Origin of the sequence: Vibrio sp. 1562 (assembly GCF_033340155.1) — a bacterium.
In the GTDB taxonomy this organism is placed as follows: Bacteria; Pseudomonadota; Gammaproteobacteria; order Enterobacterales; family Vibrionaceae; genus Vibrio; species Vibrio alginolyticus.
The window spans coordinates 1-599 of sequence record NZ_JAWOVY010000549.1; the positions used below are offsets into that span (position 1 = coordinate 1).

A 599-nucleotide genomic window follows, 5' to 3' on the forward strand; every position below is an offset into this window, starting at 1 on the left:
GCAAATCCACGCCCTTGCTCACCCGCTCGCGCGGCTTCAATTGCCGCATTAAGCGCCAATAAGTTGGTCTGCTCAGCAATCTCGCCAATCACATCCAATACTTTGGTAATCTGCTCCGTTTGCTGACTCAACTCAGAGATAGCATCCGATGTACTGTTGATCTCTGTAACCAACTCAGTAATGCCTTGAATCGCTTGTTCAACCTCTCGCTGGGCTTCGGTGACCTGATCGTTCGCATCGTCAATGGCCTGCGCAGTGGCATTTGTATTGCTCGCGACTTCTTTTGCCGTCATGCTCATCTCTGTTACCGCTGTCACCACTTTATCCGTTTCCAAACAGTGACTCTGCATTTGACCGCTCGCTGTGCGCGTTTGATCATTCAGTTCTTCAGAAACTGTTTGAACGGCAGAAGCAGATTGATGAATGTCCTGCATCAGTGGGTGAAGTTTATCCATAAACTCATTAAAGGCAGCCGCGACTTCGCCAACTTCGTCTTTACTTTCCACTTTTAGACGCGCAGTTAAGTCACCGCCACCCGCAGCAACATCTTTGAGAGAATCGGCGACGGGCTGAAGTGGTTTAAGGCCTGTCGAGACAGC

General features: G+C 49.9%; 1 protein-coding gene. It reads right to left on the minus strand.

What is annotated here, in order from left to right; all coding sequences use genetic code 11:
* Positions 1-599: methyl-accepting chemotaxis protein (locus tag R7Z49_RS26330; RefSeq protein ID WP_318112609.1), on the minus strand; the 599-nt coding region annotated here is incomplete at both ends.